The organism is Moritella sp. 5 (assembly GCF_018219455.1).
Classification (GTDB): Bacteria; Pseudomonadota; Gammaproteobacteria; order Enterobacterales; family Moritellaceae; genus Moritella.
Map to the genome: position 1 here is coordinate 3,882,149 of NZ_CP056122.1, position 26,410 is coordinate 3,908,558.

Here is a 26,410-nt window from a genome sequence, read left to right on the forward strand (position 1 = left end):
TACAGGGATGAGTGAGTATCGCTAATAAAATACGTTGAGGGTTAAAAAATGGAATTATTTAACGAATCAAACGCATTAGATCTTTACATGCAACAAGTAAATAAAAACAGCACTTTACTTACCAAGGAAGAAGAATACGATACCGCTATTTCCGTCCATGAAGGAGATAAAAAAGCACGTCAACGTATGATCCAATCTAATTTGCGATTAGTAATCAATATTGCAAAACGTTATCAGCATACGTCATTGTCACTTGTTGACATCATTCAAGAAGGTAATACCGGATTAATCCACGCCGTCGAAAAGTTTGATGCAACAAAAGGATTTCGCTTTTCAACTTATGCAGTATGGTGGATCAAGAACAACATTGAACGTTTCATCATGAATCAATCACGTACCATCCGCGTGCCTATCCATATAGGTAAATCTTACAAACGTATTTTAAAAAATGCTCGTGAAGAATCACTTGATCTGAAATGTAATCAGGATCTACGAAAAATTGCAGTAAATCTCGAAATCGAGTTTGAAGACGTTGTTGGTGTTCTCGCTTATTATTTTACAGAAGCAAGCTTAGATAGGACCATTGAAACCCAAAATGACTCAAGCACTGCGCTCGTTGACCTGATTGAAGACAGCTCTATTTGTAAACCCAATGATGAGGTAGAAAATACCGATACCTCTAGTTACTTAATTGAAGTATTAAGCCATTTATGTGACCGTGATAGAGAGATCATCGAACTAAGATTTGGTCTAGGTAGAGAAGAGCCACAAACACTACACGCCATTGGTGAGCGCTTATTTATGTCTCGAGAACGTGTACGCCAAATTATTACGGCGAGTTTACAAAAAATCAAACCTGAGTTGTTAGTAAACAGCGTAGACCAGCAAGATTACCTAAACTAGCCAACAATATATAATATAATCAAAAGACTATATGTAAAAACAGCCCTAGCTAGGGCTGTTTTTTTGCTCATAACAAAGTGGTTATGGTTATTATAATAACACTTTATGGGTGTAATCATCACCCGTATCACCATTCGGATAATCATAAACGGTGAACAGTATTCCCCGCATTCGATGTACAGACAATGTTTAAAATACAAAAATGATAAATTCATAAAAACCCATTGATAACCAACTCCTATCAATATGTACAATTCAATCGATTTTATAAACCTTAATACATGCGTTAAATTTAGCTCTTACTTTCTTTAGGACTTGAATATGAACTGCATAACCCAAAATACCTTAATTAATATTGCCAGTTGCAACGCTAGCGTACCGATTAAAGACGCGGCACTGGTAGTTGAAGGTGGTGGTCAACGCGGTATTTTCACAGCCGGAGTATTAGACAGCTGGTTAGCGCAAGATTTTAATCCGTTCGCATTATTAATTGGTACTTCTGCTGGCGCTCAAAATTTATCAAGCTACATGACCAGACAATCTGGGCATGCTAAACGATCAATCATGCAACTATCCAAGCATCCTGAATTCTTTAATATGAAACGAACGCTGATGGGACGTAATACGGTTAACCTAGATTGGTATTTTGACAAGGTTAATGATGCGGATCACCAACTCAATATGGATTGCGCACAAGCACAACTAAAAAACCGTCAACTGCTCTTTTCTGCAACCAACATCAGTGGATTCAGCCCTACTTTTTTTGAGCCCACCGCTGACAATTGGCTTACCACGTTAAAAGCATCGAGTGCATTACCTTATTTATATAAAAAAGGCGTCGCAATTGGCGATGAACATTACGTCGATGGGGGTGTATCACTGCCAATTCCAATCCAAGAAGCGTATCATCGCGGCGCTAAAAAAATCATAGTGATCCGCACCGTACCCGCACACCATAATACGCGCTCACCTTGGGCTCATAAGCTTAAATCATGGGTATGCAGTTCACAACGCTGTCCGAAAGTACTGGATATTATTACCGGCCATGAGAATTCATACAGTGAAGCAATCGACTTTATACATAGTCCACCAGAAGATGCCAAAATCATCGAAATTGCCCCACCCGAAGCTTTAGAAAGTCGAATTTTAGGGAGCAGTGATGAAGCATTAGCAGCCGATTATCAAATGGGTTATGAAATGGGTTCTCAATTTTTAGCAAGTCATCATGTCACCTTGTTTAGGTAGCATTAATGACTATAACGGTAAACATCCAAATCACGGCTATCGATATCTGGCGTGACCCCACTGACTACATCAGCAAGATAACGAGCCGAGCCACATGCCATGGTCCAACCCAATGTACCATGGCCACAATTAGTGAATAGATTAGCCACAGGCGTTTTGCCAATAATAGGTGTGCCATCAGGTGTCATTGGTCGCAATCCTGTCCAGAACTCAGCTTTGCTCATGTCGCCAGCATTGGGAAATAAATCCTTGATAACCATCGCGATGGTCTCTTTACGAGAAGCCGTTAAATCTAAATTATAACCGGCTAACTCTGCCGTCCCAGCAACTCGAATACGTTGATCAAAGCGCGTCATCGCTACTTTATAGGTTTCATCCATGACGGTTGATACTGGTGCTTGCGCACTATCAACAACAGGCACAGTCAACGAATAGCCTTTTACCGGATAAATAGGCAGGGCTAACCCGAAAGGTGACAGCGTTGATGATAATAATGCAGATGAATAACTGCCCATCGCGACGACATAGGCATCCGCTGTTAATTCCCCGACACTGGTATCCACCGAGCTGATTTTGCCGTCATTTTGATTGAGCTTATTGACGGTTACCCCAAATTTAAATTTAACACCCGCCGCTTGTGCTAATGCCGTAAGCTGCTGACAGAACTGATAACAATCACCAGTTTCATCATCGGGTAAACGTAATCCCCCCACAATTTTATCTTTAACGCCCGCTAACCCAGGTTCGACCGCAATACAGCCCGCAACATCTAACGCTTCATATGAAGTCCCGCTATCCGTCAATATTTTAATGTCTTTCGCGATCCCTGATAGCTGGGATTCATCGCGAAATACCTGCAGGGTACCCTTTTGCCGACCTTCATAGTGAATATCTTGCTGCTGACGTAACTCAATCAAACAGTCCCGACTGTAATTAGCAATCCGTAGCATCCGCGCTTTATTTATTTCATAGCTCTGTTGATTACAGTTAGCTAACATTTTTGCTGCCCATAAATATAAATCAGGTGATAGTCCTGGTTTTATTTTTAATGGAGCATGTTTTTGCGCCAACCATTTGATGGCTTTCACCGGAATGCCAGGTGCAGCCCAAGGCGAAGAGTAACCGTAAGAAATCTGCCCTGCATTGGCAAAACTTGTTTCCTCAGCCCCCCTTGCCTGACGATCAATGACTGTCACCTCATGCCCAGCTTGTGCCAGATACCATGCCGACGTTAATCCAATAACCCCACAACCTAATACCATCACTTTCATTTTATACCGACCATTACCAATAAATAATACAGCTAGCATAAGGAGGTTACATTTACTTAACAATCCATAAGTATTAACATCAGCCTTTAGATAAACTAAACGCAAAATCGAGATTGGAGCCATTGATGATAAAAATTAACGATAATCTATTATCCGGTTTAGCGACATTTACGGCGACGGCCAGTTGCAATAGTTTTACTCAAGCCGCTGAAAAACTCCATATAACGACTGGTGCCATTAGCCAGCAAATAAAACAGTTGGAACAAAACCTTAAATTGACCCTATTTGAACGCCATTCTCGTGGTATTCGTTTAACTTCAACGGGATATCAATTACATCAAGTCGTCGAACAAAGCTTAACGGATATTGGCGATGTCATTAGCCAGTTACAACAAATTAATCGCCATGCAGGTGAGGTGCATCTTAAACTCACCCCCTCTTTTGCATATAAATGGTTAGTCCCCCGCTTACAAGATTTCTATCAACAATACCCAGATATTAAGATCCATACCTTTGCCGAAGGAGCACTAGTGGATCATACCGATACTAATTTTGATCTGGCAATCGATTATGGCCAAAGCCCCTATCAATCGAGTGATAAAAAGATTAACGCTGAATTGTTATTGGCAGAGCAGTTATTGCCTGTAATGAGCCCGCAATATATGGCAAAGTTTGACTGGGATATGACGAATAATAATAACCAAATTAACAATAGTGGTAGCTGTAATTTCTGGAAAATGATTACGCTCTTACATGATGCAATGCCTTGGCAGCATGCCGATAAAAATGCTGAATGGCAATTTTGGTTACAGCAAATGTGTCTCGAAACGCCAAAAACAAAACAAGCAAACACAGGAAAGAATGTGCTCAGTAAGCATGGGCATTATTTTAATCGTACGGATATGGCAATTGCAGCCGCGGCCGCAGGATTAGGTGTTGCATTAGCCCGCTGTGCACTACTTGATAGTGATTTATCTACAACGGGTCTAGCCAAAGTAGGTTTAGCCTCGCCCTTCAGTCCTATCGATGCACAAGCTGGATATTACTTGATCCAACATCATTACTCGCCCGCGATTGAATGTTTTAAAATCTGGCTAAAGCAACAAGCCACTTTACAAGATACGAAAAAAGGGCAAACAAGTAACTACCAATAGTTCTCTGAACTAAAGTGCCCTGAACTGCGACGTGAGTGTTTTTGATAGTCGAGCTGCTTTAACACCTCACTCGTGTCCTTAACCATACTCGGATTACCACATAAATAGAAAAAACTACGTTCCTGTGTCAATGGTACACCCGCTACTTTTTCCAATTCGCCAGCCTCTAGTAACGCAGGGATCCGACCGCGTAATGTTTCTTCCCTATTTTCTCGAGACACCACAGGTACATAATGAAACTTCCCCTGATATCGCGCTTCAAGTTGCTGGATTTTATCCTGATAAACTAACTCGCCAGACGTTCTCACTGCATGCACCAATACCACATTATCAAAACGCTGCTGAGTATCCATTTCATCAAGTAATGATAGGAAGGGGCCAATCGCAGTACCTGTAGACAACAACCATAGATCTTTTGTATAACGCGGGATCTCATCCAACGTCATAAAGCCGGCAGGACTTTTCCCTACATATACTTCATCGCCTACCTGTAATTTATCTAAGCGTGGCGATAGTTGGCCATCAGGCACAGTGATAATCAAAAATTCCATCACCTGTTGACCCTTCTCCTGATTAGGTGAATTAACAAATGAATAAGCCCGACGAGTCCATTCTCCAGCCTCATCGAACAGTGCTAATTTAGTAAATTGACCTGCGGTATAACGAGATATTTCGGCGGTGACCTGTAAACTGAATTCGCTATCAGTCCAATTAATACGCCCAGTAACCTCACCCTTAATTAGACCATGTGGTATTTCCTTCATTACCGACCTCACAAATGTAAATTGAGCATAATAAGAATAGTGCAAGAAGCATGAAAACAACGTGTTGAATACACGAAGAATTGTTATTGGTTATTAGTTATAAATTTACGGTATTTCCCATTTTGCTCTTATTACTTCAATAATACAAATACAAGTAATCGCAAGGAACCAATATGCTTATCAACAAACTCATAATACTACTGGTATGTTTATCTATACTATTGTCCGTCTTCACTAGTGGATTAATATCATCAGCATTAGATCTCACCGCATTTTCATTATTGATAACCTATCTATTAAGGAAAAAAGCAGAAAAAAAAGCAAGCACATAAAAAAAGAGAGGTGATAGAACCTCTCTTTTAAACGCTTTATCTATCTATAAGAATACGACTACATAAAAAACAAAATATAAACCAGTGAACTGACACTAATAGCAATCCACAGTAACACACCTAACAATAATGGTTTTACACCTGCATCTCTTATTTTTTGTACCGTGATACCCGCACCTATCAAGAACAAACACATGACTAATACGTGTTTAGAAACACTGAAAATACCTTGATAAAACACCTGATAGTCCGGCAATACGTACGCAATAAAAATAGCAAAACAATAGAATAAGATGAAAAACGGAATTGTTAATTTTTTACTGTCACCTTTAAATAATAAGGCACTAATAAACGCCACAGGTACGATCCATAAAGCGCGGGCCAATTTTAATGTGGTAGCCGTTAATAATGCTTCATCACCATAAGCTGAAGCTGCACCGACAACAGATGACGTATCGTGAATAGCAATCGCACTCCATACCCCAAATGCATGCTGACTCATGTCCAGTAGATGACCAATAACAGGAAATAAGAATAATGCCACAGAGTTAAGAATAAATACTGTCGCTAATGCCAGCGAGGTCTGATCATTTTTAGCATTAATGGCTGGCGCCACAGCAGCAATCGCGCTCCCCCCACAGATTGCTGTACCCGCAGAAATTAAATAACCGGTTTTTTTTTCAATTTTAAGCGCTTTAGTTAAAAACCAACCTAATATTAAGGTAAAGAAGATAGACGTAACGATAATGCCAATCCCATCTTTCGTCGCAATTATCGCGTCTTCTAAGTTAATACCGAAACCTAAACCGACAATAGAATAAGCCAGTGTTTTTTTAGTGATGACACTTAAATTGATACCTTGAGGAACAAGACCTAACGTGGCCAGCATAAAACCCAATATTAAAGCCACGGGTGATGATATAAGCGGTGTTAGACACAATAAACCGATAGTGATAAACAATAGGTCTGTTTTTTTAAATGACGAATTGGTAACGAATTTGAACATGTTGGACTCTCTCTTTCTAAGAGCCAATAGTATAACCTGCTCTATAAGTTAAAAACATTAGAATGAAATTAACCTATCGTTCATAAAAATTGAACATTTAGCAAATAAACAAAATCACAATTAGCTTGTTCACAACTTAAGTTTAAATATTAAAAAATACCGAACTTTTAACAATAATGACTGACTTACTATAGAGCTATCGTACATTACACTAAATGTAGTCTAGTTAAACGACGATCATGACTGCGTTAGTCCCGTAACAGTGATTATTTCTTACGAGGTTATGCGATGAAAAAACCAATTGATGAATCAAAATTAAATACCGACAATCAAGTTTTAACCGAAATTGAACTGAATGCGTTACAAGAAGAATTCGGTATGAGTAAAACACATTATGATATTCATGACTTAATACTTGCAGAAATTCCACCTGAAATGCTGAAAGCACTACTACAAGCGGATTCAATTTCTATTATAGCGAGGCATAACCAACAAGAATTACACTTTCCATTACATTTAACGAACGATGGCTACCAGAATAGTTTACAAGGGCCTGCAATAGCAGATATTAGCCCTCAATTTAATCAGCATAAGCTTCATAAATTTCAATAAATTCAGGTAGATTAGAGATTAAAGAATTGATGCAATCAGGGTCAAACATAATACCTGAGTTATCTTTCATATAGGTAACAACATCATCAATGTTCCAAGCCTGTTTATATAAACGTTTACTTAATAACGCATCAAACACATCTGCGACCATTACTATCCGAGCTTCTAACGGAATAGCATCCCCTTTTAATCCCATCGGATAACCATTACCATTAAAATGTTCATGATGGTGAAGAATAATATTTTTTAAAAAACGATATTCTTCAACATGCCGTAGATTCTCAGGAAAATACCCAAGCACACCATTAATAATATCAACCCCATGCCTACAATGCTGATTCATAATTTTACGTTCTTCTGGGGTAAAGATCGTACTACTAAATAAAATCTCATCTGGGATCTTATATTTACCTATATCATGAAAAGCCGCATACGATTCGATACAACGAATAAACTCATGGGAAATACCTTTTTCTTTACTTAAGAGAGAAGCAAGTTTTGAGCTATAACGCTCCATCCTATGTAGGTGCCCTTTTGTTTCAGGATCTTTGGCATGACCCATATCTAATGCGATCGCGAGTGAAATACTAATAAATTGTTTTTTCTCAAATTGACGTACCATGATAGAACGAATGAGCATCGATAAAAATAACATGTCTTGCTGTACTGAATTTTCTGCAAAGAAATTAAGCTCTGAGGCATTAAAAAATACAATAGCAATCGGACGCCCCTTGAACACCAAGGGATAAGAAAAACTACTACGATGACCATTTTCTAATAAATAAAGGGTTCTTGCATTTAATTTTAGACTGGATAGATCGTTCACTACACGTTCTGAATTTAACTTTATCATTTTGGGAAGACTGGTCCCTTTATTTACTTTTTGAGTAAAAATTTCACCATTACAATCGGCTACAAGTCTATCACGGACAAAATAATTGGAGGCTTGATTGTCTTTAATCAAAATAATTGAGAATCGAGATAGTCCCTGATAATTATTAATCGCGATATTGTAAAGCATCTCAAGATGAATCGTAGTCTCTTCTTCTTGGTTAAACATCTGATTTATTTTACTATAATTAAGCATGTCTCAAGCCTATCAGGAGTATTAAAGGGGGCATAACGTCGAACATAAAAAGCCAATCGAAAAGGATATTTTCCACCAACAAAGCAGCAATAATCAGGCGATTTAAATTAATTATACAGAATTATAAAAATATCATCATCAATTCATACCTTTTTGTCGATAAGATCAAACTAATATCATCAAAAGCCTCTGCTAAGCAGCAAAAATAAGATTTGTTCAAAATTACAAAATCAAGTCAAACTGACATGCTTAGTAAATTATAAAAACGTGATTAGGTCGATGTTTACAGTACATAGTAATGCTATAGTTATGAAAGTCGTTTATTTTTATTCTTGAGGAAACCTTATGCTAAATGAGAATCATGCACTTATCTTTGACTTTCCAGAATTAAAACAAGATATCGTTTATTTGAATTATAAAAATGAAACATTCAGAGAGAAATCAAAGCAATACCACCTATTAGATTATGATATTCGCCAGTTGGAAATGGATGGCAGCCCCACTGATGATGGACATATGACACAGTTAAAATTACGACGAGCCAAGTTAAAAGATGTGTTGTATCAGCAATTAAAACAGCATCATGACGAAGTGCTATCAGCATCTTAAACGACGAAGCGGATCTAAGGGTTCGCTTTTTTATTGCTAAAAATTAACTGAGTTAAAGTGATACTGTATATTTAGACATCCATCGAGAATACGTTACTATCGATTTCTAATAATAATTTCGTCATTAGATATCAATATACGGTGACGAGAACGAAGGGAATGTCAATGTCACTGCCAATTTTATACTCACTACAAAACTGTCCTTATGCGATGCGCGCACGACTGGGCTTATTACTCGCCCAGCAGCCTGTCATGTTACGCGCCGTGGTCATGAAAAATAAACCCACAGAAATGTTAGCGGTTTCACCTAAAGCAACAGTACCGGTATTAGTACTCGATGACGGTAGTGTAATTGACGAAAGTTTAGATATCATGATTTGGGCACTACATCAAAGTGATCCATTGAACTTACTACACAGTGAAGATCCAGAAGCTTATCCAGCAATGTTAGCGCTAATTGACATTCACGATACTGTATTTACTTCAGCCTTAAGTAAATACAAATATGCAGTACGTTATCATGAAGATAATGAAGCTGAATTACGAAACCAATGTGCTGACTATGTAACTATGCTCGAATTACGCCTCAGTCAGCATCATTATTTAATGAGCGAGAAAGTCAGTTTAGCTGATTACGCTATTTTACCACTGATCCGCCAATTTGCTCGTGTAGATCGCCAGTGGTATCTGCAAGCGCCCTTGCCACATTTACGTAATTGGCTTAATCAACATTTACAAGATCAACGATTTGCCAAAGCAATGGCAAAATACCCACAATGGTTGGAAAACAAAGAAGAATTTTTATTTGGTCATGCCGACTAAACACAAAAAAGGGCAAACATAATATCGATTATGCTTGCCCTTATCGTCAGTATTAACGTCAATTAGATCTACAACGAATAGTTAAGCAACATCTTTCACTACATGCACACCTTTTACTTGTCTAGCTGATTGTTCTGATCGTAATTTTTCTGATTGCTCAGCTAATTCCGCCTCTAACATAGCTTCAACATGACCCGGAGAATGCGTTGTTCCCGAAATCAAGCGATACATTGCCGGAATAACCAATAAGGTTACTAAGGTCGCAAACGCCATCCCAAAGAACACGACAGTACCTACAGCAACACGACTTTCTGCACCCGCCCCGCTGGATAATATTAATGGGATTGAGCCTGCTAACGTTGTGAATGCCGTCATTAGAATTGGACGTAAACGACGTGCAGACGCATCAACAATGGCTTGCTCTAGAGCGACGCCGCGGTCACGTAGCTGGTTGGCAAATTCAACGATTAGGATACCGTTCTTCGTCACCATACCAATTAACATGATCATACCAATCTGACTGTAAATATTCAGGCCAACGCCCATGAAATACAGGCCTAAGAAACCACCCAGTACCCCCATCGGCACGGTGAACATCACCACCATCGGATTAATAAAGCTTTCAAACTGCGCCGCTAATACTAAATAAGCAACCAGCAGAGCTAAACCAAATACAATTAAGATACTACTTTGGTTTTCTTTAAAGTCTTTTGATTCACCAGAATAAGCAATGGAGATATCACTCGGTAATGATTCTATCGCTTGTGCATCCAAGAAATCCAATACTTCACCTAAGGTATAGCCGTCACCCAAACTGCCGCTTAAGGTAATAGATTTTTGTTTATTGCTATGTGATAAACGACTTGCTGAAGCCACTTCTTCGATTGTAGTAATGGTATCCAGCGTAATCAGATCACCATTGGCACTACGAATATAAATTTGGCTTAGATCGTTGACGTTGTTAAAGCTGTTTTCATCACCACGCAGGTAAACATCATACTCTTCACCACGTTCGATATAACTGGTTTGACTACGACCACCAAGCATTATTTCTAACGTTGTTGATACTTCATCAACGCTGATACCAAGTTCTCCAGCCCGCTCTTTATCAATACTCACCACCAGCTCAGGGGTTTTTTCAGAATAATCTAGGTCTCCACCAACCAATACACCTGCATCCTCGGCTTTTTGTTTTAGTAATTCCGCCCACTTTTCTAATTCCGAATAATCAGAACCACCGAGTACGTATTGCACTGGGTCACTCGAACCGCCACGGAAACCAGGCATTATTGGACGAACCATCACATCGGGAATATCTTTTAACGCTTTTGCCACCATGCCTAATGCTTCACCAGCACTGACACTACGATCAGCCCAATCTTCAAGAATAATGATCACAAAACCGGTTTGATCCCCGGCACGGCCACCAAATGCAGGCGCCTCCGTGCTAAAGGATTTGATAACACCTTGCCCCACTAAAGGTAATAAGCGCGCTTCAACAATATCCATGTTTTCAGTCATACGGTTAAAGCTCGTACCTTCCGCACCTTTGACAAACGCAAATAATACACCGCGATCTTCTTGCGGTGATAGCTGTGACGGTACTTGCTTCATCAAGAAAAAGCTGCCAGCAACACAAGCGATAATAACCACAGGCGCTGCCAAACGATATTTAATAGCCTTAACAACAATACCGCGATAACCGTTTTCTAACCGTTCGAATAATCCTTCCATCCATAAACTAAAGCGGCTAGTTTTTTGTTCTGTTTTTAACATTTTGCTGGCAAGTACCGGCGTTAGTGTCAGTGCAATCAATGAAGAGAAAATCACTGACATTGCTAACAATACCGAAAATTCAGTAAATAACAGGCCCACCATACCATCCATAAAAGAGATAGGCAGGAACACCATCACCAATACCATTGTCGTAGCGACTACCGCAAAACCAACTTCTCGCGTACCTTTATAAGCAGCGAGCAGTGGCTTCTCACCTTGCTCAATGTGATGGAAAATATTCTCGATCACGACAATAGCATCATCCACAACTAGACCAATCGATAGAATAAGTGCCATTAAGGTAATTAAGTTAATCGAAAAACCAAAATAATAAGCAGCAATAAATGACGATATTAACGATACTGGTACGGTAACCGCGGGGATCAAGGTAGCGCGCGCCTGACCAATAAAGATGTATAAGACGAGTACAACTAAACCACCCGTGATGAATAGCGTGCTGTACACTTCCGAAATAGATTGGTCAATAAACACCGTTGAATCGTAATCAACCGCTAAGCTCATGCCTTTCGGTAAGAAGCTTTGCATCTTATCAACTTCCGCATGCACTGCTTTCGCAACATCGAGTGGGTTCGCATCCGATTGCGCGACAATGCCTAAACTAAGATTAACGATACCATTGCTTTTAAATGACGAGCTTTCATTCTGGGCCCCGACATAGACTTGTGCCACATCGCGTAAATAAACAGGTGAACCGTCACTTGCAGTACGTACTACAAGGTACTCAAAGTCTTGTGGTTTCGCATATAATCGCGCCGTACGCACTGACATTACCGTGGTATCATTACGTACTTCACCACCTGGATTTTCGACATTTTCAGTTTTCAATGCAGTGACGATATCATTGGTTGTTACTGCTCGGCCAGCCATTAAATCAGGGAACAGCTTAACGTACATAACCTGATATAACCCACCCGATAAACCGACCGAACTCACACCAGAAATCAAGCTAAAACGATCTTCTAATACCCGCTGAGCGTAATCAGTCAGCTGAGTTCTATCCATTTCCGTTGAGTTTAAATTGATATAAACTGAGGGTTCACCATTGCCATTATCTTTCGATACGATGGGGTCATCCGCTTCATTAGGCAGGCTGCGCTGCGCTTTCGCAACCGCATCACGAATATCACTGACGCCTTCTGTTAAGTTCCAACCCAAATCAAAGGTAACAGTAATACGCGACATACCATTACGGGTTACTGACCTTACTTCATCTATACCACTAATGCCGGTAATTTGATCTTCAATGACAGACGTGACCTGGCTTTCCATAATGGATGCAGCAGCACCTTCATAACGCGTCATTACGCTCACAACAGGGCTTTCAACATCCGGCATTTCACGTACCGCAAGTTTACTAAACGACACAGCACCAAAAACACAAAGCAATAAGCTTAATACAATAGCGACGACCGGTCGTTTAACTGACGTATCAGACAACCACATTAGTTAGTCTCCTGTTGGCCAGTCAAATCATTAACTTTCAGCCCATTGCGCATATTAACTAAGCCTTGAACAACGATACGATCACCAATTTCTAAACCACTTTCAATCAGTACTTGATCAACAATACGTGCACCTAACGATACTTGGGTACGCGTCACTCGTGCATCTTCACCAACCACATACACAAAGCGTTTAGTACCCGAATACTCCAACGCTTGTACTGGAATAATTGGTTCATTAATTGCGGGGAAAACCACACTTGATGACATCATCATGCCCGGTTTAAGACGATTATCTTTATTCTCAAAATTTACCCGAACGCGCAGATTTAATGTTTCAGCGTTAATCCGTGAATCGATAGCAACCACTTCACCTTTAAAGCTGCTGCCAGACCATGCCCGACTTGTTGCGGTAACGACCATGCCTGTTGATAATTGCGATAAATAACGCTCAGGCACTGCAAGATCCAGTTGCATCGTCGATAAGTCATCCAATGTTAATAGTTCGGTGCCAACCGACACCATTTTTCCTCGGCTAAAATCTAACAAACCAACCGTACCAGCGAAAGGTGCTGTTAAATAATGATCATCCACATTCGCTTGTGCTGCCGCTAAACGCGCCTTTGCAATAGCCACTAATGCCGTTTGTGCATACACTTCGGTTTGCGTGATAGCGTTACTTTTTACCAGTGTTGAATATTCATTTAGCTTACGTTTTTCATCAGTAAAATAAGCGTTTGCCTCCATCAATGCAGCTTGTGCTTTACTGTCATCGAGTTGCACTAACAGCTGCCCGACTTCCACCGTTTGATTGGCTCGAATCTTAATACTGTCGACTTTACCTGCCACTTCAGGTGCCACACTAACAAATTGATCTGACTGTAATTTACCAATCAATGAAATTGATTGTGAAACTTCATGATATTGCACGGTATCCGTATATACAGAAACCACACGTTCAGCACCTTTTCCAGCATTGCCACCTTTGGCATGAACGGGAGCCGTATAGCTAGCGAAGCTAAAAATAAGAGCGCTAATTATCGTAAGGGAAGTACGTTTATACATTATATCTCTTCTATAAAAATGAGCGTGGCAGCTTTCATCCATGAATAGCGCGTCTAAAATTTTGATATCGTATAATACCGTAAAATAGGCAGGAGAATATGGAGAAAATGAGGAGATTGAGGTCAGCGAGTGTAAATTTTGTCAGTTTATTCATTAGCCTAAATATCATTACCTATGCTATAGAAATAATGTGACACGTAGAAGCCACTAGCATAGATACAAAACCCTCGAATTTTTAAAATCATCTTATAAAAAAACGAAGGCTTTACTTATTATTTACACGACAAACTGCGCGGCAATACGTAAGTAATGCGTTAAATCAGGATGTTCTAATTCAATATGTTTACCAAGGTCATCAAATAAACGTACTTGTAATGCATCTTTATAAAATGGCTCTTGTTCGAAGTCAGCAATCTCTTTAAGATTCATAGGACCGCCTTGTACGGCAAGTGTATCTTGCGATGCTTGGCTCAATTGACCATGATATTTGGGTTTTACAGCGCACATATAACGCTTTGCTTGCACATGTAGTGCAATACCATCAATAATTTTTTTCGGAAAATACGGCGCTAAGAATTTAGCCCCAACATCTTCGTGATAACCATCAATACCGTTTTCGGTAATATCTTCTGGTAGTTCTAAAATCAAATGACCGAAATCATGTAATAACGCCGCCGTAATGATCGCATCGCTACTATTTTTTTGCTCGGCGTAGTAGGCTGACTGCAGCATATGCTCACCCATGGAAATATGCTCACCATAAGCAACGTGACCATTTTCTTCGAACTGCTGTTTAATAAACGCAATAATATCCATCATTTAATCTCCACGTTAGACTCTAATTTAATTTCTAACGTCGTCTCTAACTTAGTCTCAAGTACCGCTAAGGTACTTTTTAAAGAATCAATGTCGGCGTAACAGCCTTGTAGATGACGCGCCCCTTCGGCCGCTACTTCTCGGCCATGTAAAATACGCTCATTATTAAAGATCATCAGTTCGCCCGGTTGTAGAGTACACGAGAACTTACACTCTTCACTGTGTAAGATCCGGCTGAAGTTTTGATATGCTTCATAAAATGCAGCCATCTCAGCAAACGGTAATTTGATCGCTTGGATGGAGCGGTTATTTAAACGGATACGCTCGAGTTGACCACTATTGTTTAACTCAATAATATAACCGGTATGTTCAAGATGCGTCTCATCATTCTTAAAGCGATAAGTCACTGGCGTCGAGGTTAATAACTCATACTGCTGTGGATAACGTTGCTGTAATAATTGCGCCGCATAAAAGCCATCCGTTAACGCGGTTATTCCGCCCTGTTCAGCACTCACTAAGCAATGTAATAACTGTAATGTCGGTACTGGATGGCGATAAGCATTGTCGGTATGCAGGCTTAATGGTTTTGGGGTATAGGCTAAATTAACCGGATTTTCTTCAGAGATAACTTCGAAATGGCTGCCGTAATTGGTGTCTCGCACAAAGCCAAACTGCTTTACGACCTCAAATAGCTGTTTATCGGTATTTGGGACATCTTGTAAAAATGCCAAGCCAAATTGATCAACAGCACGTAACCAGTCACGTTTAATCGTATTACGACTCAGTACGTCTGGATAGCTAAAGGTGATGTCTGATGCGGCTAACTGCCCATCCCACAATACCCGATGATCGACGTCAACCCCCTTGTTCTCACAACTCTGCATACTGTCTAAGAAGTCTTGACTGTAATGACTGCAATGTCCATCTTGCCAAGTGATCACTAAATTATCATTTTCAATAGTAACCACTTCGGGTTTTATCGCTAAATCTAAATCAAGGATTTCTTGCAAGCGTTGCCCAGACGAATGTAAACAGTCGTTGCAACGACAATTATCTTTTAACCAAAAATAATGAAAAGGCTGATTATTATAAATAAGGTGAGAAGCGCGTTGTGTAAACATAGACAAGTCCTGTTATCAAAAAATATCAATGCAATAAGATCATCATAATCTCTTACTGCACCGATTTAACTAAAATAGTGAGTTGAATTGAAACTATAAAAAATAGCGTTAAATTAGCCTTTCGATTCTGATTTATTATTAAATTTATCAGACCACTTAGTGAGTACCGCGCTACGATCATTAGCCATTTTACCAAAGTCCATATCGACGATTGCATCCTCTACGTTTGGATAGTTTGCAACAGCGCCATTCACGTCTTTATGACCAACTACAGGATAAATCGTGTTGTACATTTTGTTAGCATCCAGTGATAACGACCAATCCACCAGCTTCTTAGCCGCGTCAGAATTAGCATTTACTAGGCCAACAGACTCCGTATCCCAGCCTATGCCCTTAGGTAAAATTAAGTCAATCGGTGCGCCTTGAGATTTCAACTTCGAACCTCGAATCGCCGCAGATATACCGATCACAGTTTCCCCCATTGCCGACTGAACACAAGGTTTAGAACCCGAATGGGTATAATGCGCAATATTTTTATCCAACTGCTCCATATACTGCCAACCCTGTTGCTCGCCCATCCCTTGTAACCAGGCTATTACTTGGGTATAACCGGTACCCGATGAACCTGGATTAGGCATCACGATGTGACCTTTGTAGACAGGATCTAATAAGTCTTCCCAGGTTTTCGGTTTTGGTAAACCAAGTTGCTTAGCAACAATGGTATTAAAGCAAACAGTATTAAAGAAGGCGTCATTACCAAACCAGGCTTTGTTTTCTTCTGGGTCAACCATGCTCGTTTTTAAACCATCAAGATTAGCTGGGGTATAAGGTTTAACAATCCCGTTATCTTTAAGTAATGCTAATGATGAACCCGCCAGTCCCCACACGACATCCGCTTTCGCATTTTGACCTTCGGCTAATAATTTCGCCGTCATCACCCCCGTTGAATCTCGTACCCATTTAATATCGATATCGGGATGAGCCTCTTCAAAAGTATTTTTGAATAAGGCTAAAAGGTCCGTTTCAAAAGAGGTATAAACGGTCAGTTCCTCTTTCGCAAACGCTGGAGAAGAAGCACCTAAAATGATGGCGGCAGTGAGTATTGACTGTTTAAAAATGTGCATCAATAACATCCTTTATTGATAAATTAATTGATAACTTTCTAGACAATAGATAAGTATTTATGACGCATATTCTAGACTGGGTATGTGACAGTTTTATGCCGTTATTATTTCGATAATATGAAATTTTGTCATTAAAACTAAATAATCAGATGCTAGTTTAATGGTGTATTCAACTAAAATAGAGCACTAACATGACATCGACTGTTTCAAACACCGTTCCAAATTATCTCAACCCTGATATCGCGTCAGATCTGACTTTATTGGATATTCCTATTATTGAAGCCACTGCAGAAAGCCTAAAAGGTTATGGTTTTTTTGTCGACAACCCTGAGTCTTTTGACATCGAGATCACGCGCTGGCCAGCCCAAGGTTGGCGAAAAGTCGATGAAGATACAGGTGATGAAGGTGGGGTGACTGAAGGGACCTTTATTAGTACCTGGAAAGGTGATTACTTATTTGGTCGTAATAAAGCCGTCGATGGCCATTATATTATCGGTTATAACCAACGCCCAGAAATAGCTGTAGATACGCATAATGACAAACCAAGCCAGCTGATCTTATGGCACGCCAACTATCATCCCGATGGTGGTCAGATGTTTTATCCTAAATCTAACCAGCCATTCTTAGTGCCACTAGCACTGCCTGGCGATGACGTGAAACCACAAGATTTTGTGTGTTTTTATTTCAGTGGTGAACGCGGCGCCTATATACATGCCGATATTTGGCATGAAGGCGTATTTGCCATTGAAGGAGAACAAGAATTTGCCGATAAACAAGGCGCTGTACACGCCCGTGTATCGGTTGATTTTGGCAAGGAGTTTAACTGCTTATTACGTGTTGACTTAACTCAGCTGCCAACATAATACGCCGTAACTTTTAAGCGTAATATTTAACGGTAAAGCGCATCCACTTCACCGTTTTTAATACGCATATTCACACGTAGTAGAGCATGTTGGGCAATCTTTAGTACGTCTTTCATGCTCTCATAACAATCCTGTTCATTATTTCCGTAAGCAAAAAAGTTTAGCGTCACTTGATGACCCATGCCACCACTATCTGGTTTATCACCGAGTGCTAAATAACATGTTGGTGATTGCGATAAACCAATCGCGCCAGTGTTGAAGCTCGGTTTCATCGACGATGCCATTGATTGAATATTATTCATTAACCAATTAATGCTTTTTTCCTGACAGTTTTCGGGAATATCTCGAAACAAAATCATTAACCGAGCGCTGCATTTTTTCGCATATGAATATTGTGGGTCCCGGTTATCTTCTACCGCATTAAACACACAATCGTTACTTTCCAATAGCGAACTTGAACCATTTACCCACTCAATTAAGCTATAAAACTGTTCAACAAAGTCCCATGTATTAAATGGCAGCAGATCTTCTAATGCACTACGGATCAACTTAGGCTGTCGTTTAAAGTCCATGTAAACACTCGACTCATCCGATACCATATTCGTCCACGGATGAGATCTTAACGCTGAGTCATCAATTTTTTTGGAAATAAAAACGTCCACAGTTACTGCCTTTGTTGGTTATACATAATAATGAAGGTTGAATTTTAACAGTGTTCCAGCGATATATTAAAAGTTTTATCGGCTAAAATTTTATTATCGAGTTCAATCGTCATCCGCCAGTCACCACATTTATCAGCAATCGGCTGCCACACAGTATCACCTAAATAAAATTGCCAATCGTTATTCGTCACATGAACTTCCCCAGTAAATGGCATACGCACATTGCCTTCAGCATCTAAAATACCAGGGTGAGCAATACAAAAACGGATCTTGGCACCACGGGCTTTTTTAATATTCACGATAAAGCCAAACTCATATCAATTTCGGCAGGAATATTTGTAGTGAACTGCTGAATACTCGGTAAGTCTTTTGATTTGCTCTGCCATTGAGAATGAATGCCATATGTTTGCATTTTAGTGACGGGTTTGTATTTAGCCATTGCTTCACCTAGGGATAATCAGAAATTAATGCGTTCAATAACACCGTATAATACCGATGACTAGCGCTTGTGGAAAGATGTAAAACACCACCCCACAAAAGCTAATTAATTATCTCTTCCCAAGCAACTTAAAAATATCGCAGTATTAAACGGCTTTTGCATAAAATAAATATCGGAGTGAAATTCACTATCGACTATCTCATTTTTATCATTAGCCGATAAGATAAAATATTGGGTTTGCGCATTCACTTGAATACATTTCATTTTGGCAATCAATTCCAAGCCATTCATCTCATCTAACTGATAATCAACAATCACAACATCGGGTTCTGCATTCACAAATTGGGTTAACGCCATTTCAGAGTTATTCGCGCAAACAGTATTAAACTGTTTTTCTGCCAGCATCGCATTACATACTTCCAGATTAAAGCGGTTATCGTCGATAATTAAAATACGCACATCACGGTAATGTATCGGATTCAATCGCAGCGATAATCTTGATGAATCAAACTGACATGGAAAATGCAGCATGATTTTAGTACCTTCATTTTTAACACTGTGCAGCCTTAACTTGCCACCAACCTGAGCTAATAATTGGTTACAGGTATAAAGTCCTAACCCAATACTCGAGACATGTTTTAGTTTCGACTCAGTATCTACAGTGAAAGGATTAATAAGTAATTCTTTGGTTAATGTTGACATGCCAAGCCCAGAGTCTTGGATCAAAATACGTACATAATGACCTCTAATTATTGACTCCTCGTTAAACCCTGTACGTTGACAAACATCAATATGACAGCGTACAGCCTTACCCGTACTGTATTTCAATGCGTTATTAATCATATTGGTGATAACTTGAAATAGTTTAGAACTATCAACACTGATTACCATTGGTAACTTCTCACTGATATGAAAATCTAATGTTTTACCGGCAGGAATGCTCAACTTGTTATAATAATCTTGGATGTTACCTATGCATTGCAAGGTATTGACCGGAGCGTTGTTTAATACCAGAGCCCCTGCAGTTGACTTGCTGTAATTCAAGGTGCTTTCTGCTACTGAATACAGTAAATTAGCCGACCACTGCATCTTATCAATAAGTACACTATGTTCATCACTGATTTGAGGCATATCCCTTAGCATCTGGCTATAACCTAATAACGCATTAATCGGCGTTCGAATTTCATGATTAATACTTGATACCATCGCGACATTTAGTTTATTTTCTCTCGTAATACGTTTAAATAAACGCTTATTCTCTAATTTAAAATACAACAACACAAAAATAAGCGAACAGATAAATATCAAGGATAATATTACGCAAACAAACTCAATGATCATTGGCGATGACGCCCTCGTTCCGATACTTAGCGTATAATAAAAGTCATACTTTGGGAGACTAATTTTCAGTTTGGTATTATGACTAAACAATCCAGATATCATACTTGTTGATTGCATCATACAGCTTTGATTTTTAACATATCCTTGTGATGAAGAATATTGCAAACAAGCATCGTTCAATTTATTGATGTTAAATAACAGACGCTTTATTGGTGTAGCATAAAATAAATACGGCATATGAGGATCATTAATATTCACACCGATCAACTCATAGTTATCAAGTGTCCCTCTAAGCTTGCCATGTTCATCTAAAATGGTTTTTAATTTTTCCAATTGAGGTGCAAATTTTTCATCCGAAATATAACCTAGTGTCATCTCAGGTGTTAAGGTAAAAATCAGCGCTTCTCTTGTGCCCAACAATTCTCGGGTAAAAATAGAAAACTCGTTTTTTTTTACCCTTACAGATGATTTAAAAAAAGATTTAATCGCATTAATAATAAGTTTATGTTGTAAATGCTTTTCTTGACTAAATGCCATCAGCGTTGCTACTTTTTTATCATGGTTATGTTTAGATTCATCTAAACTATAACTGACAAATGAAGTCACAAGTACCGTAGTAAATAAAACACAAACACAAATATAAATATAAATATTAAATTTATAATTCATCTTCAATCGCTGTAACTTGCCCGTGAATGTTGTCAGCAAGACAATGTAACTGCCCAAGAGTAGTCATCATATTTATCTGTTCATCAAGAGCAAGAGATAGATAGCGGCATATTCCCTTAAGCTGATGCTTTAGTGCATTAAGCTTATCATCATTGTCAACTAAGGTCGTTTGCTGGTGAATATTAACCAACTCTTCGACCAATGCTCGGTATAAAGGCAAGCGTCTTGCTTCACTATACCCCCAAAAAAAGTGACGTAGACTGTCACTAATATCAATGTTCATTAATAGCAGTATCCTTATGCACGTAACGATTAACCCAAGCTTTTAAATAGCGGCCTTCAATTGGCGGACTATATAAATATCCTTGTCCAATATCGCAACCAAGCTCATCTAAAATATTAAGTACACTTTCAGTCTCAATACCTTCAGCAACAACACTCACAGACATTTTTTTAGCTAAGACGATCGTGGACTCAACAATAAGGAGATGCTGTTTGTTTGTATCAATATCACACACAAAAGAGCGATCAATTTTAATTTCATTAAAAGGAATAGTATCTAAACGTTCATAGGTCGAATAACTCTTACCAAAATCATCCAGTGAAATACCGATGTCATTAATAATCAGTCGCGCGATCGAATTTAATGCGCAGGCTTGATTAATCACTTTCTGTGACTCGGTAAGCTCTAATATTAAGTTAATGTGGGTGTGAGCTTTCTTATAACTAATGATGTAATCAATCAAGCTATCACAAATCAAATCTTCAGCAGTAACATTAATCGATAACCTATAGTTAGTAACGCCCGTTTCATTCTCCCAAAATTTGAATGCTTTGGCGATAATCATCTTCGAAAATTCGACATTAAGCCCAGCCTTATCAATCAAGGGTAAAAACGTATCTGGATAAATGTAACCATTTTCGTCGTGCATTCTAGCTAACACTTCAAAGCCTATGATACGTTTACTTTTCATATTGATTTGGGGTTGAAAACAAAGTAATACTTGTTCATCTTCAAGTAGTTTATTTATATCATAATCAGATGTATTTACGGATTCGTTTACGTCTATTTCATTGCCATACAAATTTTGTAAGCGTGTCGTTTCTGCTAAAATAAAACCCACGTTAATCGGTTTTTTAAAAACGCCAATTAAGTTCAATTTTAAACTACTCACAATACTACTCACTAACTCAAGAGTCCGTTGATCCGAAGAACTAATTACTGCAAGTGGTATATCGGAATAACATGCGTGTACAGATAAGAAGTTAATTACTTCCATTCCATCGCTGTTATCCATTTTTAAATCCAAGATCAGTAAATCAATATTGCCTTCTGTAGCAACAATGGTTTCAATACCTTGATTTGCATCTTCAGCTTCAAACATCTGAAGATCATGCTCGACGCTAGTCTCAACAAGATCGGCTTTAATCGCTTCTCGGATAAATTTTTGGTCATCGACAATCAAAATATTCATAATTACTCCGCTATATACCGACATTCGTAGGTTGTATTTTTCGTGTTGGTATAACTGAAAGCATCAGCATATTTCGGTTTGCCATGACTTCAGAACGACTCATAATAAACGAATAATTCTGAATGATTTTAGATTGGTATTCAATTGGTTTGACTTTAAACATGGGGATTTTCATCTGCATCAATTTTTGTTTCAATTTACTATCACAAGTACTAAAACTTAAATATTCAATCGCTTTATCTGTCGCTAGCTGATTAAGGTAGACAGACATCATATGATTATCAATTTGTGGGGATACACCAAAAGAAGAGAGTACGACTAATACATTCGCCCGGTCTTGTTTCGCAATATTCAGTAATTCCAGAATATCTATGCTGCTATTCATAAATTCAAATAATGCTTTCGTGGTTACCTTGCAAAATAAGCAATGTCCAACTAATTGATTCAAACTACAAAAAGCAGATACTAAAATGAGTGGTTTTAGCGACTCTGTAGTCGTAATGTTTTGACGTGTTGGAAATAAGCGGGGATTACCCTCATACACCAAACAAAGCTCTAACATCGACTCAAAATCAGCATGCTCAGGTAGCATTGATTGAGTATAGTATTGCTCATTCTTATAATAAGGGTGAGTAACTTTATCATTCTTGACGCAAGACGAAAGTTGAATAAAAGATGAACATTCTTCTACAAAATCTGCATTTGAACTGTAGATATTAAACAGATCATCATCAAATATCTCTGCTATTTCTGACTGTTTCGTTAAAGAAGGTGTGTTGATACCACGTTCCCAACGACTGATTGAGATCGTATCTAAGCTATCAAAGGAATGGCTTCTCTCATTTAATAAAGCACGTAAGCCCTCTTGGGAAAGGTCATGTTCTGTGCGCACTTTCCTTAAAAAACTTGAGAATACCCTCATTATTACAGCTTTTTGATAAGAGTATATTTTATACACCATCTTCACTTCCAATTATATCGAATGCCGTTATAACAAACCTAATTACTTTCATTATTCAACGTCACCAAGTTAAAAATAAAAATGCCACCAAACAATAGATTTATAAATATATGCTCATGTATGCACTAATTCCACAGTAATAATTTTAATTTTATTTTAATAAATGCCTACATGCGTAGCATGCATAAATATTGACACCTCAACTAGGCATATGTTTATACATATGTATAAAATATTACTCTGGTGGTAGATATAACTGCTCGTTATGCTACACCACGCAACAATCGGGCATCACATATGCTCTATACCTGCGCATTTTTAATTGATGAACATGGAGTCTCATATGAGAAGAATAATATTAACGTCACTCAGTGCCTTAGCAGTATCCGCAGCTTTAGCACCAACATTCGCTATTGCACACGGGTATGTAGCAGGTGCATTTCCTTCTCGCGTTAATTTATGTCATGCAGACAATGGAGCTAAAAATGATTGTGTAAATGCTTCATACGATAGACAAAGCTTAGAAGCGCCAAAAGGCTTTCCAACTAAAGGTCCTGTAGACGGTAAGATAGCATCAGCACAAAAAGGCGGGTCATTTGATGTACTTGATCTGCAATCATCAAATAAATGGTATAAAACTAAGATCCAAGCGGGCTTAAATGACTTCCGCTGGTTTAGCACAGCTAATCATAAAACCACCAATTATGTTTATTACATCACCAAACCTGATTGGGACCAAAACGCACCACTAACCCGCGCATCTTTTGACTTAGCCAATCCTTTCTGTGTGATTGATATGGATGGTCAACAACCACTGAAAAATTTAGGCAAGGCACACAGCTGTAACGTACCAGAACGTAGTGGCTATCAGGTGATCCTTTCCGTCTGGACGATCGACGATACCGCGAATGCGTTCTATAACGTTATCGATGTGGAATTTGAAGACGGTGTAACCCCACCACCACCACCCGATGCTTGGGAGCAAAGCACCACAATTGCACCACAAGAAGACTTAGCCGTAGGTGATAAAGTAAAAGCCCGCTTCTTTGATTCATCGGTAGGCTCATTCACCACTCAAACCATCATTGAAATTAACTCCACTGCCAATGGTAAAAAAAATACGTGGTCTTACAACCTGGCCACTGCAATTAATGCTAATCAAACCGATGCGCAAGCGGGTGCGAAAAGTGACAACGATATATTTACCCCTATTTACGGTAATAACCCTATCTACTTAAAAGCGGGCTCTAACCTTAGCTCTGTTGAAGTTGATATTATTAAAGGTGACGTACCTGTTGATGACAGCATCACCGTTTTAGGTCTAGAAGATGAATATATAATTGACAACAATACTGTTGATGTCACGTTTAGCATTGAAGCTGTCGGTAACTTAAATGTCACCAATACTATCTTTGATGCAAATAACAAAGCCATCGCATCAAAATCTAAGAATGTTAATGACACTGTTGAGCACTTTACAATATCACTCAAGAATGCAACTGCAGGCACGTTTAAACTGGTTTCAATAGCCAACTCAAACGATAACAGCAATCTATCGCTACAAGTGTCAAATAGCTTCAAACTCCTTGATGCTGACATCCCTGGCGACTGCCAAGATATTCAAGCAATTGATATCAGCAAGCAATACAAACCAGGTAACGAAGTCTCTTACCAAGGTCATGTTTACCGTGCAGAACGTTGGACAGATATCGGCAAAGCACCAGATGCACAGTATTCAGGCTGGGTATTAGTCGGGCCGTGTGCATAGCACCAGGTTAACCCTTGTGAATAAGCCCTCATACACAAGTCGTTAACACATTATCCTTTCAAAAAAGGATAACTTGAAAAACAGCGTAAATCATATTTGCGCTGTTTTTTTTCGTGTCAAAAGAAGGAAAGCAGATGAGTAAACTCACCCAGAAATTTGATATAACCGCGAAATATCTTCATTGGATTTCAGCTCTCGTTATCTTATGGGCAAGTATATCGGGGTTATATATCGCCTTTTTCGAGCTAGAAACACATATTAAATCCCAAATTTTAATTTTCAACGTGTCGATAACAACGGTATTTATTCCACTATTCTGCTGGCGTATTTACCACCGAATAAAACAGGGTACGCCCCAAGCACACCCCGCGATGTCGACATTAGAAGTCAAACTCGCCCACGTCGGACATACCTTACTGTATGTACTGGTTTCATTGGTTCTAGTAAGTGGTGTATTGATGATGGATCATGATGTGACTGTGTTTCAATTATTTACCATCCCGCAGCTACTGCAACAGCAAAGCAGTATTCATTTTTTTGAAACGATGCATTTGTACACCTGCCGATTATTAGCGGTATTAGTCGTGTGTCACTTAGCCGCGTTAATAAAGCATGAAATGATGGGCAGGCGTATTTTAAAAAGAATGATTTAAGTCATAGAGGTAGGTTCTACGCGAGATAGCGTTCCGTATTCATATTAAGTTACGGAACGAATATCAATGATAAATAATTACTGTTCAGATTCTGCAGCATTGTTCTTCACTTCATCAATACAGCACTCATCTTGTAAAAAACCAATCACAGATTGTAATTTTTCATATTCAGCCACGCAGTACAAGATTCGTCCTTCACGACGCTGTGAGAGTAACCCAGCTGACGCTAAACTAGAGATGTGATGTGATAATGTCGATCCTGGAATTGATAGTTGCGTTTGTAACCCCCCAACGGCGATCCCCTGATAACCCGCACGGATAACGCTTTTAAAAATACTTAATCGTGTTGGATGCCCAAGTTCTTTCAGTGCTTTCGCAATAATATCAATATCCATTTTTATCTCCGCCT

At 39.0% G+C, this 26,410-nt stretch carries 24 protein-coding genes and 1 pseudogene; 9 read left to right on the plus strand and 16 right to left on the minus strand.

From position 1 onward, the window contains the following. The first annotated feature begins 48 nt into the window (after nt 1–48). On the plus strand, nt 49–903 hold the full coding sequence (locus HWV01_RS17220) for an RNA polymerase sigma factor RpoD/SigA (RefSeq protein WP_211672710.1): 855 nt from the start codon (nt 49–51) through the stop codon (nt 901–903). Nucleotides 904–1,224: 321 nt separating this feature from the next. Then, on the plus strand, nt 1,225–2,148 hold the full coding sequence (locus HWV01_RS17225; protein ID WP_211672711.1) for a patatin family protein: 924 nt from the start codon (nt 1,225–1,227) through the stop codon (nt 2,146–2,148). 2 nt (nt 2,149–2,150) lie between these two features. Here the strand turns inward: HWV01_RS17225 and HWV01_RS17230 are convergent, their stop codons facing one another. Then, entirely contained in the window at nt 2,151–3,458 is a 1,308-nt protein-coding gene (locus tag HWV01_RS17230) for a D-amino acid dehydrogenase (RefSeq protein WP_305793988.1), read from the minus strand. 86 nt (nt 3,459–3,544) lie between these two features. Between HWV01_RS17230 and HWV01_RS17235 the strand changes: the two genes are divergently transcribed. Then, nucleotides 3,545–4,573 (plus strand): LysR substrate-binding domain-containing protein, encoded by a 1,029-nt coding sequence (locus HWV01_RS17235; protein WP_211672712.1) that lies wholly within the window; start codon nt 3,545–3,547, stop codon nt 4,571–4,573. Here the strand turns inward: HWV01_RS17235 and HWV01_RS17240 are convergent. Next, nucleotides 4,564–5,337: a ferredoxin--NADP reductase gene (locus HWV01_RS17240; protein WP_211672713.1), complete on the minus strand. Its 774-nt coding sequence runs from the start codon at nt 5,335–5,337 to the stop codon at nt 4,564–4,566. The two genes, HWV01_RS17235 and HWV01_RS17240, sit on opposite strands and share 10 nt — an antisense overlap. Nucleotides 5,338–5,727: 390 nt before the next feature. After that, nucleotides 5,728–6,675 (minus strand): YeiH family protein, encoded by a 948-nt coding sequence (locus HWV01_RS17245; RefSeq protein ID WP_211672714.1) that lies wholly within the window; start codon nt 6,673–6,675, stop codon nt 5,728–5,730. A gap of 288 nt (nt 6,676–6,963) precedes the next feature. Here HWV01_RS17245 and HWV01_RS17250 point away from each other — a divergent pair, with 288 nt between their 5' ends. Continuing rightward, on the plus strand, nt 6,964–7,287 hold the full coding sequence (locus tag HWV01_RS17250) for a hypothetical protein (protein WP_211672715.1): 324 nt from the start codon (nt 6,964–6,966) through the stop codon (nt 7,285–7,287). Here the strand turns inward: HWV01_RS17250 and HWV01_RS17255 are convergent. Next, entirely contained in the window at nt 7,256–8,374 is a 1,119-nt protein-coding gene (locus tag HWV01_RS17255; RefSeq protein WP_211672716.1) for an HD domain-containing phosphohydrolase, read from the minus strand. The genes HWV01_RS17250 and HWV01_RS17255 overlap by 32 nt on opposite strands. A gap of 345 nt (nt 8,375–8,719) precedes the next feature. On the opposite strand from HWV01_RS17255, the gene HWV01_RS17260 reads away from it, so the two are divergent. Both HWV01_RS17260 and HWV01_RS17265 read left to right on the plus strand, forming a co-directional pair. Continuing rightward, nucleotides 8,720–8,983 carry a YdcH family protein gene (locus tag HWV01_RS17260; protein ID WP_211672717.1) on the plus strand — a complete coding sequence of 88 codons (264 nt, stop codon included), beginning with the start codon at nt 8,720–8,722 and terminating at the stop codon, nt 8,981–8,983. 165 nt (nt 8,984–9,148) lie between these two features. Continuing rightward, nucleotides 9,149–9,805, plus strand: coding sequence for a glutathione S-transferase (locus tag HWV01_RS17265; RefSeq protein ID WP_211672718.1), 657 nt, complete (start codon nt 9,149–9,151; stop codon nt 9,803–9,805). Nucleotides 9,806–9,886: 81 nt separating this feature from the next. Here the strand turns inward: HWV01_RS17265 and HWV01_RS17270 are convergent, their stop codons facing one another. From HWV01_RS17270 to HWV01_RS17290, 5 genes are all read right to left on the minus strand, one after another. Beyond that, nucleotides 9,887–13,045 (minus strand): multidrug efflux RND transporter permease subunit, encoded by a 3,159-nt coding sequence (locus HWV01_RS17270; protein WP_211672719.1) that lies wholly within the window; start codon nt 13,043–13,045, stop codon nt 9,887–9,889. Next, on the minus strand, nt 13,045–14,109 hold the full coding sequence (locus HWV01_RS17275; RefSeq protein WP_211672720.1) for an efflux RND transporter periplasmic adaptor subunit: 1,065 nt from the start codon (nt 14,107–14,109) through the stop codon (nt 13,045–13,047). The genes HWV01_RS17270 and HWV01_RS17275 overlap by 1 nt, the downstream gene beginning before the upstream one ends. Before the next feature lie 276 nt (nt 14,110–14,385). Beyond that, nucleotides 14,386–14,928, minus strand: coding sequence for an HD domain-containing protein (locus tag HWV01_RS17280; protein WP_249185359.1), 543 nt, complete (start codon nt 14,926–14,928; stop codon nt 14,386–14,388). Continuing rightward, nucleotides 14,925–16,046 carry a TauD/TfdA family dioxygenase gene (locus HWV01_RS17285; RefSeq protein WP_211672721.1) on the minus strand — a complete coding sequence of 374 codons (1,122 nt, stop codon included), beginning with the start codon at nt 16,044–16,046 and terminating at the stop codon, nt 14,925–14,927. The genes HWV01_RS17280 and HWV01_RS17285 overlap by 4 nt, the downstream gene beginning before the upstream one ends. A gap of 113 nt (nt 16,047–16,159) precedes the next feature. Further along, nucleotides 16,160–17,170, minus strand: a complete 1,011-nt coding sequence (locus tag HWV01_RS17290; protein WP_211672722.1) for a putative 2-aminoethylphosphonate ABC transporter substrate-binding protein — start codon at nt 17,168–17,170, stop codon at nt 16,160–16,162. A 191-nt stretch (nt 17,171–17,361) separates the two neighbouring features. Between HWV01_RS17290 and HWV01_RS17295 the strand changes: the two genes are divergently transcribed. Beyond that, nucleotides 17,362–18,033: an ureidoglycolate lyase gene (locus tag HWV01_RS17295; protein ID WP_211672723.1), complete on the plus strand. Its 672-nt coding sequence runs from the start codon at nt 17,362–17,364 to the stop codon at nt 18,031–18,033. A gap of 26 nt (nt 18,034–18,059) precedes the next feature. Here the strand turns inward: HWV01_RS17295 and HWV01_RS17300 are convergent, their stop codons facing one another. The 6 genes and pseudogenes from HWV01_RS17300 to HWV01_RS17325 all read right to left on the minus strand — a co-directional run bounded on the left by HWV01_RS17300 (nt 18,060) and on the right by HWV01_RS17325 (nt 23,511). Then, nucleotides 18,060–18,695 (minus strand): hypothetical protein, encoded by a 636-nt coding sequence (locus tag HWV01_RS17300; protein ID WP_211672724.1) that lies wholly within the window; start codon nt 18,693–18,695, stop codon nt 18,060–18,062. A gap of 44 nt (nt 18,696–18,739) precedes the next feature. After that, a pseudogene (locus tag HWV01_RS17305) lies at nt 18,740–19,134 on the minus strand (DUF3859 domain-containing protein). A 105-nt stretch (nt 19,135–19,239) separates the two neighbouring features. Beyond that, entirely contained in the window at nt 19,240–21,144 is a 1,905-nt protein-coding gene (locus tag HWV01_RS17310) for an ATP-binding protein (protein WP_211672725.1), read from the minus strand. After that, nucleotides 21,134–21,427, minus strand: coding sequence for a hypothetical protein (locus tag HWV01_RS17315; protein WP_211672726.1), 294 nt, complete (start codon nt 21,425–21,427; stop codon nt 21,134–21,136). The genes HWV01_RS17310 and HWV01_RS17315 overlap by 11 nt, the downstream gene beginning before the upstream one ends. Beyond that, nucleotides 21,417–22,619 carry an EAL domain-containing protein gene (locus HWV01_RS17320; RefSeq protein WP_211672727.1) on the minus strand — a complete coding sequence of 401 codons (1,203 nt, stop codon included), beginning with the start codon at nt 22,617–22,619 and terminating at the stop codon, nt 21,417–21,419. Before HWV01_RS17320 ends, HWV01_RS17315 begins: the two co-directional genes overlap by 11 nt. Before the next feature lie 10 nt (nt 22,620–22,629). Next, nucleotides 22,630–23,511, minus strand: a complete 882-nt coding sequence (locus tag HWV01_RS17325; RefSeq protein WP_249185360.1) for a helix-turn-helix transcriptional regulator — start codon at nt 23,509–23,511, stop codon at nt 22,630–22,632. Between the two features lie 412 nt (nt 23,512–23,923). Here HWV01_RS17325 and HWV01_RS17330 point away from each other — a divergent pair, with 412 nt between their 5' ends. Further along, a complete protein-coding gene (locus HWV01_RS17330) occupies nt 23,924–25,348 on the plus strand; it encodes a lytic polysaccharide monooxygenase (RefSeq protein WP_211672729.1) in 1,425 nt (474 codons plus the stop codon). 134 nt (nt 25,349–25,482) lie between these two features. After that, nucleotides 25,483–26,001, plus strand: coding sequence for a cytochrome b (locus HWV01_RS17335; RefSeq protein WP_211672730.1), 519 nt, complete (start codon nt 25,483–25,485; stop codon nt 25,999–26,001). A gap of 77 nt (nt 26,002–26,078) precedes the next feature. Here the strand turns inward: HWV01_RS17335 and HWV01_RS17340 are convergent, their stop codons facing one another. Further along, nucleotides 26,079–26,396, minus strand: coding sequence for a helix-turn-helix transcriptional regulator (locus HWV01_RS17340; protein ID WP_211672731.1), 318 nt, complete (start codon nt 26,394–26,396; stop codon nt 26,079–26,081). Nucleotides 26,397–26,410: the final 14 nt, after the last annotated feature.